We start from the raw sequence: 7,719 nt of genomic DNA, 5'->3' as shown, positions 1-7,719 counted from the left end.
AGCCGGCTTTGCCGATCCCTCGCTGCCGTCGGGATTGCGGAAGAAGCGGAAGAACTCCGAGTTCGGCGACAGCACCATCGTCGTTCCGGTGTTGTCCAGCGCCGTGCCATAGGCATTCATCGACCGGTAGAAGTCGAAGAAAGCCGGATCGCGCTGATAGGCTCCCGCGAAGGTGGCGCTGCGCTGGGCCTCGCCCTCGCCGCGCAGGATTTCCGACTCTTTTTGGGCTTCGGCGACGATCTCGACCACTTCGCGATCGGCGCGGGCGGTGATGCGCTGTGCCGCCTCATTGCCGCGCGCCCTCAGCCGGGCAGCTTCCGCAAGGCGTTCCGCCTTCATGCGGTCGAAGGTCTGCTGCGAGACCTCGGCCGTGAGATCGGTGCGGCGAATGCGGACATCCTCGATCTGCAGGCCGAGCGATGTGGCATCGGGCCTGAGCTGGTCGCGGACCTCGCGCATCATCACGCCGCGCTCTTCGGAGAGTGCTGCCTCGAAATCACGCAGACCATAGACACGGCGCAAGGCAGCGTCGAGACGCGTCCTGAGCCGGGCCTCGGCCAGTTCGATCTGACCGGACACCGCGGCGCGGAAGACCCGCGGATCCGAGATGCGATAGGCGATGAAGGCATCGACCTCATAGAACTTGCCGCCCGAGACCTGGACGCGAATGTTGTCGAGATCGAAGCGCAGCACCCGGTTCTCGATCAGCTGCACGGTGTCGGCGTCGAAGAACGAGAACGGCGCCTTGAAGTAGATGCCGGGTTCGCTCTTGACGTCGACGATCTCACCGAACCTGAGCACCAGCGCCTGCTGGCGCGCATTGACCACGAAGACCGACGAATAGAGCAGGAACAGGATAACCGCTGCTGCGACGACGATGATGGGAAGACGGTTGGCCATCACTGGTTACCTCCCGTAACGGGGGCGGCCGGTGCCGGCGCTTTCGGCTGCAATGCCGGCAGCGGCAGATAGGGAACGACCCCTTGCCCGTTGCCCTGCTCGACGATGACCTTGCTCGAATCCTTCAGAACCTTCTCCATGGTTTCCAGGTAGAGGCGCTTGCGCGTTACATCGGGCGCCTTGGCATATTCGTCATAGACCGAGATGAAGCGCTGCGCCTCACCCTCGGCTTCCTGCACGACCCGGTTCTTGTAGGCGGCCGCGTCTTCGCGGATCTGTGCGGCCTCGCCGCGCGCCTGCCCGAGCTTCTGATTGGAGTACTGGTTGGCCTGCTCGACGAACTTGTCCTCGTCCTGCTCGGCGCGCTGCACCTCGTCGAACGCATCGGCCACTTCGCGTGGCGGTGCCGCATCCTCGATCGAGACGGCGTTGACGTTGAGACCGGCCTTGTAGCCGTCCAGCGTCGTCTGGATGATCTCACGCACCGAGGCGGCAATGCCCTGGCGGTCGTCGCGGAAGATGTCCTGCGCCGGCCGGCGGCCGACGGCTTCACGCATGGCGCTTTCGGCAACCTGCCGCAGCATGCCGTCGGGATCGGACACATCGAACAGATACGCGCGCGGGTCGGAGACCTGATAGGCCACGGAGAACTGGACGTTGACGATGTTCTGGTCGCCGGTAAGCATCAGCCCGGACGTATTGCCACTTGTCGCGCCGCCACCGCCGATATCGACGAGCTGCTCGGAAATCTTGGCCGTCTCGACGGTTTCGAGCGGCCACCAATGGAAATGCAGGCCAGGCTGCGACAGTTCGGTCTTCGGCTTGCCGAAGCGCAGTTCGACCGCGACCTCATCGGGCTGCACGGTGTAAACCGCCTTGAACGCCCACAGCACCACAAGTGCAGCCGCGATCAGCGCGAAGATAGCCGGGCTCGCGCCGCCGCCGCCCGGAAGAGCGCGCCGCAGCCGGTCCTGGCCGCGGCGGATGATGTCTTCTAGATCGGGAGGCGAGCCCTGCGGCCCGCTCGGTCCTTTTGGACCCTGCCCCCAGGGTCCCTGATTGTTGCCGCCGCCACCCCATGGGCCGCCGCCACCGCCGCTTTTGTCGTTCCAGGGCATGAATGTCCTTTCGCTTGGAATTCCCTCAAGCGCCGGCATTACGGCGCAAAATCCAGTATTGTTCTTCTATAGGCACGCCACGGGGCGCTTTCAACGCGATGCGCTTCCGACTTCGTCCGATTTGGTCCAGTCGCGACCCTTTGTCTTCCTTCAATGGCTCTTTTTTCGTTCAATGTCTCTCGCGACGCCGCTCGTAAACCGAATAGCGCGTCGGGTGGCTGTCCTTTTCCCCGGCTGGGACGTCCTGCGAGCTGACAATGCGCCAGGAATCGGGATCGATCGGCGGGAAATGCGCGTCGCCGTCGACCGCTGCCAGCACATGGGTGACGTGCAGCCGGTCGGCCAGCAGCATGGCCTGGGCATAGATTTCGCCGCCGCCGATGACGCACACCTCGTCGACATCGGCCATGCCGCGCCCGCGCACCGTCGCCAGCTGGATCGCGGCTTCGAGCGAATGTGCCACCTCGACGCCCTCGGCGCGCCAGGTCTCGTCGCGGGTCACGACGATGTTCAACCTGCCCGGCAGCGGTCGACCGATGCCCTCATAGGTCTTGCGGCCCATGATGATAGGCTTGCCCATCGTATCGGCCTTGAAGCGCTTGAGATCGGTGGAGAGCCGCCACGGGAGCCCGCCGTCCCGCCCGATCACGCCGTTCTCGGCAATGGCAACGTAGATTGCGACATGCATCAATTTTCGCCCGTCGGCTCGAGGATCAGGATGTCGATGTCGCGCTCGGGGTAGAAATCATCCGCCGTCATCTCGAAGGTCGTCGGTCCGGTCTTTTTGACATTGTCGCCGCAGAACGAGACCAGGGCTTTCGGATTGCCCTTGTCGATCGTCAGCTTGAACTTGCCGATCGTGCCCGTAGCCCAGTTGCCGCCGGTGGTCAGGATATAGGCGATGCGGCTCTCGAAATATTTGGGGTAGCCGTCAGGGTCGTCCTTGGCCGCCTTGCGCACCGCATTTTCGAATGTGCCGTCCATGCAATACCGGGTCTTGTAGGCCGCATACTGACCCTGGAATTTGCCGTCGTAGAAGAAGCTGACCGAAGACGTGCCGCCGACGCTCGGTCTGTAGTGGTGGGAAACATGGACGTCCTTGTTGGCCGGAAAGGTCGAGCGCCACCAGTAGGTCGAACGCAATTGCCAGAACGGGGTGTAGACCTTGCTCGTCTCGGTGCCGTCGCTGCCGGTGTCCTCGATGATGATGCCGCGGTTGACCCAGTCATCGACAACCGCTTGCGGCAGCTTCGCCAGCGCCGCCTTCGCCGCATCGCCGAAAGGATAGAACGGCACGTTTTGCGCCTTCAGCTCAGCGCTGATGTCGATGCCGAGCGCCAACACCTTCTGCTCGAGCTGCGGCTTTGCGGCGACACCGTCGATCGTCACCTCGAAACCGAGGAAATTATCGCTCTGATTTTCAGGAATCGCCGGGATTTCTTCGGGATTGCCCGATATGTCGGGCATCGGGAAGGCGACGATGGCCTGGACATCCTGATCGGTGTTGTTGTGGAAGACATAGTCGACCGTGACCTTTTCCGGCGAGATGAAAAGGTCCTCGCTTTGCATCGCCACGGCATCGCTGCGCGACAGGATCAGGCCGCCGGTGCCAAGTTCGGCAACCGAATCATTGGCGAAAGCGGGTGCGGACGACAAGGCCAGCACGGCGGTCAGAACATATCGCAACATGGAAGCCCCCTCGGCTGGAATGCCTGCAGGACCCTAGCCGTTTCAATGTGGCGTTCAAAGCCCTTCCGTATCCGCGGACGCACCAAAGGGAGATGGACTGCGGTCTGGACACGCGCCAGCGCGGTCTGGACACGCGCCAGCGCGGTCTGGACACGCGCCAGCGCGGTCTGGACTAACGGGTTCCGATCGGGCAGGAGTTCGCCCATGCGCAAGCTTCTCGTCATCGGCATCGGCGCCGGCAATCCCGACCACATGACCGTTCAGGCCATATCAGGCCTGAACCAGGCGGATGTGCTGTTCATTCCCGACAAGGGCGCGAAAAAAAATGAATTGGCCGAACTGCGCCGTCAGATCTGCGACCGCTTCGTCACCAATCCGAAGTCGCGGCGCGTCGAATTCGACGTGCCGGTGCGCGACCTCCCGGTAGAAGATGGGCCGGCGCCCTCCTACCGCTCGACCGTCGATGACTGGCATGAAGCCATCGCCGCCATTTACGAAGGCCTGATCCGCGACGAGATTGCAGGCGACGGCTGCGGCGCCTTCCTGATCTGGGGCGACCCTTCGCTCTATGACAGCGCGTTGCGCATCCTTGAGCGCGTGCGCCTGCGAGGCGATGTGGCGTTCGAGCTTGAGGTCATCCCCGGCATCACCGCCGTCCAGGCACTTGCCGCCAGCCACAAGATGGCGCTGAACCGCATCGGCGATTCCGTCCTCATTACCACCGGCCGCCGCCTGACCGAAGAAGGCATGCCGGACAATGCCGGCAGCGCGGTCGTCCTGCTGGACGGCAAATGCGCCTTCAACACGCTGGCCGACAAGGATGTCGTCATCCATTGGGGCGCCTATCTCGGAACGGAAGACGAGATCACCCTCTCCGGCAGGATCGGTGACATCGGCGCAAAGATCGAAAAAGTTCGAGAGGAAGCTCGTCGGCGGAAGGGCTGGATCATGGACAGCTATTTGCTGCGCAAGCCCGAATAGGAAGGCAATAGGGGAGTAAGGCAGTAGGGGAGTAGGTGAATGACGTTTTGTGTTGGAAGACAGCACGCGAATGCCTCCCTACTGCCCTACTGCCCTACTGCCCTACTGCCCTACTGCCCTACTCCCTCACCCAGCCTCAATCTCCGCCTGCAACGCCTCCATATGCGTCGCTGCCGCGGCCGCCGCCGCGCGCTCGATGGCGCGGAAGCGGCTGACCACTGCCAGGCCGACCGCCGTCAACTGTGCGCCGCCGCCCTTGCGGCCGCCGGTCTGTGCCGCCACCAGCGGCTTGCCGAATACCCGGTTCATGTCCTCGACCAGGTCCCAGGCGTGCTTATAGGACATCTCCATGCCGCGCGCGGCGGCCGAGATGGAGCCGAAGGCGGCGATCTGTTCCAGGAGCTTGATCTTGCCCGGCCCGACGCGCCCGTCGGGATCGAGATTTATCCGCAAGCTCAGCGACGGCATCTTTGCTCTCCGCGGTCACATCCCAACATCATACTAGAAGCTCCCTGGCGAAACCGCTATTCCAAAAAGACATAGCGGGATCATCCACCCGTCTCGGGGGGCAGGCCGGCGCCGGTGTTCGCCCGATCGAAGCTCACCGTCTTGATCACCGCGAAAACCTTGCCGCCAAGATGAAGCTTCAGCGCCTGCCGCGACTGTTCGGTGATGCGGGCAAGCACGGTTGCGCCATTGCAGTCGATACCGACCTCGACCGCCGGTCCCTCGCCGGGGCTCATCGCGGTAATGGTTCCCGGCAGGATGTTGAGCGCGCTGAGACCCCTCGGCTTTTCGGTGGCGATCATCACATCGCGGGCGCGGATACGGATGCGCACCGGCGTACCTGTCTTCATCGCCAGCTGTGGCACCCGGAGCTCGCCCGCAGCCGAGCCGAGCACGGTCATGCCGAAACTCTCGTCGTGATGCAGCACCTTGGTGTCCAGCACGGCGCCGCCCTCACCGCGCTCCTCCGCCGGCAACAGGTCGAGCCTTTGCATCACCGCCTCGGTCGGCCCGCTGGCAACGACATTGCCCTGCGCCAGCATCACCACGTCGCTGGCCAGCCGCGCCACTTCGGCGACCGAATGACTGACATAGACGATCGGGATTTTGATCTCGTCGCGCAGCCTTTCGACATAGGGCAGGATTTCGGCCTTGCGCGCCTCGTCGAGCGAGGCCAGCGGTTCGTCCATGAGCAGCAGTCTGGGGCTGGCAAGCAATGCCCGGCCGATCGCCACACGCTGTTTCTCGCCACCTGAGAGCTTTGCCGGCCGCCTGTTCATGAGCGGCCCGATGCCGAGCAGGTCGACGACGGCATCGATATCGGCGTAGCGCTCCGCCGGCGGCGTGAACCAGCGGCCGTAGCGAAGATTGCCGGCAACGCTCAAATGCGGAAACAGCCTTGCGTCCTGGAACACCATGCCGATGCGGCGCTTGTGCTTCGGCACGAAAATGCCGGCACCGGTATCGACCAGCACACGGCCGTCAACCTCGATGCGTCCCTTGTCGGGCCGGATCAGCCCGGCAATCATGCCGATCAGCGTCGTCTTGCCCGACCCCGACGCTCCGAACAGCGCCGTCAGCCGCCCGGCGCTTTCGAAGCGGGCGCCGATGGCGAAACCGCCCTGCCGATGGCTGATGTCGACGAGAACGCTCATTCGATGTCCAGCCGCCGGCCGACACGCCGCGCCAGCACCTCCGAAGCCACAAGTGCTGCCATGGAGATGACAATGGAAATCAGCGTCAGGCGGAGCGCCCCTTCATCGCCACCCGGCACCTGCGTGAAGGTGTAGATCGCCGACGGCAATGTCTGCGTCTCATTGGGAATGTTGGAAACGAAGGTGATGGTGGCGCCGAACTCGCCCATCGCCTTGGCGAAGGCCAGGATGGCGCCGGCGATCAGCCCGGGCAGGATCAACGGCAGCGTGATGGTGGCAAACACCCAGAGCGGATTGGCGCCGAGCGTTCCCGCCGCCGCTTCCATCCTACGGTCCACCGCCTCGATCGACAGCCGGATCGCCCGCACCATCAGGGGAAAGCCCATGACGCCGCAAGCCAGCGCCGCACCTGTCCAGCGGAAGGAGAAGACGATGCCGAAATGCTCGGCCAGGAAGGCACCGGCCGGACCGCGCCGGCCGAAGGTGAGCAGCAGCAGATAGCCGGTCACCACCGGCGGCAGGATCAGCGGCAGATGCACCAGCCCGTTGAGAACCGTCTTGCCCCAGAACTGTCCCCGGGCAAGCAGAAGCGCGATCAAGATGCCCGGCGGCAGGCTGGCGAGCATCGCCACCGTTGCCACCTTGATGGACAGCCGGACCGCATTCCATTCGTCGGGAGTGAGGTCCAGCAGCCAGTTCATAGTGCCCCTTGGAACTCAGTTGCTCGGCGCGAGCACGGTAAATCCCTGATCCTTGAACAGCGCGGCCGCCTTGGCCGACTGCAGGCATTTCAGGAAAGCCGGCGTATCCTTGTCCTTCGAATCGGCGGTCTGGGCAACCGGATAGATGATCGGCGGATGCGAATCCTCCGGGAAGGTGCCGATCACCTTGACCCCCTTTTCGGCATGCGCGTCGGTGGCATAGACAATGCCAAGGGCGGCTTCGCCCGTCGAAACCAGTTTCAGCGCCGCGCGCACGTTTTCGGCCTGCGCCACCTTGCCCTCGACCGAGGACCAGACGCCGAGCGATTCAAGCGCGGCCTTGCCGTATTTGCCGGCCGGCACCGCCTTGAAATCTCCCATGGCGAGCTTGCCGTCGCCGATCAGCTTGGCGAGGTCGAAACCCTTCTCGATCCTGGTGTCGACCGCCGAGTCCTTCGGCGCCACCAGCACGATCTGATTGCCGAGCAGCTTCACTTCGGTGTCCGGCTTGGTCAGCTTCTTGTCGGAGAGATATTTCATCCAGTCGAGATCGGCCGAGATGAAGACGTCGGCAGGCGCCCCGCCCTCGATCTGCTTGGCCAGCGCCGAGCTCGCGGCATAGGAGACAGTCGCCGCCTCGCCGACATCGACCTCGCAGGCCTGGTTCAC

Annotated in this window: 9 protein-coding genes; 1 reads left to right on the top strand and 8 read right to left on the bottom strand. The window is 63.8% G+C overall.

The genetic code is table 11. The annotated features are described in order from the left end of the window. The 4 genes from EOA22_RS18580 to EOA22_RS18565 all read right to left on the bottom strand — a co-directional run. Positions 1-900 (bottom strand): protease modulator HflC (locus EOA22_RS18580; protein WP_164755617.1); only part of this gene is annotated, 900 nt, incomplete at its 3' end. Continuing rightward, positions 900-2,018: an FtsH protease activity modulator HflK gene (hflK, locus tag EOA22_RS18575; protein WP_013531030.1), complete on the bottom strand. Its 1,119-nt coding sequence runs from the start codon at positions 2,016-2,018 to the stop codon at positions 900-902. The genes EOA22_RS18580 and hflK, both read right to left, overlap by 1 nt. Positions 2,019-2,187: 169 nt before the next feature. Next, entirely contained in the window at positions 2,188-2,706 is a 519-nt protein-coding gene (locus EOA22_RS18570) for a dihydrofolate reductase (RefSeq protein WP_013531029.1), read from the bottom strand. After that, positions 2,706-3,707 (bottom strand): DUF4424 domain-containing protein, encoded by a 1,002-nt coding sequence (locus EOA22_RS18565; protein ID WP_063168277.1) that lies wholly within the window; start codon positions 3,705-3,707, stop codon positions 2,706-2,708. Before EOA22_RS18565 ends, EOA22_RS18570 begins: the two co-directional genes overlap by 1 nt. Before the next feature lie 204 nt (positions 3,708-3,911). Here EOA22_RS18565 and cobF point away from each other — a divergent pair, with 204 nt between their 5' ends. Next, positions 3,912-4,688 carry a precorrin-6A synthase (deacetylating) gene (gene cobF, locus EOA22_RS18555; protein ID WP_013531027.1) on the top strand — a complete coding sequence of 259 codons (777 nt, stop codon included), beginning with the start codon at positions 3,912-3,914 and terminating at the stop codon, positions 4,686-4,688. 126 nt (positions 4,689-4,814) lie between these two features. Here cobF and EOA22_RS18550 read toward each other — a convergent pair whose 3' ends face one another. The 4 genes from EOA22_RS18550 to modA form a co-directional block, all read right to left on the bottom strand. Continuing rightward, positions 4,815-5,156, bottom strand: coding sequence for a winged helix-turn-helix domain-containing protein (locus EOA22_RS18550; protein WP_063168278.1), 342 nt, complete (start codon positions 5,154-5,156; stop codon positions 4,815-4,817). A gap of 80 nt (positions 5,157-5,236) precedes the next feature. Further along, positions 5,237-6,349 carry a molybdenum ABC transporter ATP-binding protein gene (gene modC, locus EOA22_RS18545; protein ID WP_063168279.1) on the bottom strand — a complete coding sequence of 371 codons (1,113 nt, stop codon included), beginning with the start codon at positions 6,347-6,349 and terminating at the stop codon, positions 5,237-5,239. Beyond that, complete coding sequence (modB, locus tag EOA22_RS18540) at positions 6,346-7,050, bottom strand: molybdate ABC transporter permease subunit (RefSeq protein ID WP_063168280.1); 705 nt, start codon at positions 7,048-7,050, stop codon at positions 6,346-6,348. Before modB ends, modC begins: the two co-directional genes overlap by 4 nt. 15 nt (positions 7,051-7,065) lie before the next feature. Continuing rightward, positions 7,066-7,719: molybdate ABC transporter substrate-binding protein (gene modA / locus EOA22_RS18535; protein WP_127390132.1), on the bottom strand; the 654-nt coding region annotated here is incomplete at its 5' end.

Source organism: Mesorhizobium sp. M7A.F.Ca.US.014.04.1.1, from assembly GCF_003998745.1.
Lineage (GTDB): Bacteria > Pseudomonadota > Alphaproteobacteria > Rhizobiales > Rhizobiaceae > Mesorhizobium > Mesorhizobium ciceri.
Note: the sequence above shows the minus strand (reverse complement) of the source record. Positions and strands in the feature narration are given on the sequence as shown.